A 296-nucleotide genomic window follows, 5' to 3' on the forward strand; every position below is an offset into this window, starting at 1 on the left:
ACCGGATCGACGATACCCATGACGATCATGTCGCCATATTCGCCGGTCTGGGCGTTGTAGCCGAAGGTCGCACTCGCGTTGTCGAGGATCTTGCCGGCAACGATCGATGCTTCCGCACCGGCGTTGGCCGCGATCTGGCGGGCCGGAGCCTGCAGCGCACGACGCACGATGTTGATGCCGGCAGCCTGGTCGGCGTTGACGCCGGTGACCTTGATGTTGGCCGACGCGCGCAGCAGGGCAACGCCACCGCCGGCAACGATGCCTTCTTCCACGGCCGCGCGGGTCGCGTTGAGGGC

At 66.9% G+C, this 296-nt stretch carries 1 protein-coding gene; it reads right to left on the minus strand.

Annotated elements, in window-relative coordinates; translation table 11 throughout:
* Nucleotides 1-296, minus strand: a 296-nt coding sequence (locus O7A60_RS32210) for a TCP-1/cpn60 chaperonin family protein (protein ID WP_337109612.1), incomplete at both ends; no start/stop codon positions are given.

The organism is Mesorhizobium salmacidum (SeqCode) (genome assembly GCF_037179605.1).
In the GTDB taxonomy this organism is placed as follows: Bacteria; Pseudomonadota; Alphaproteobacteria; order Rhizobiales; family Rhizobiaceae; genus Mesorhizobium; species Mesorhizobium salmacidum.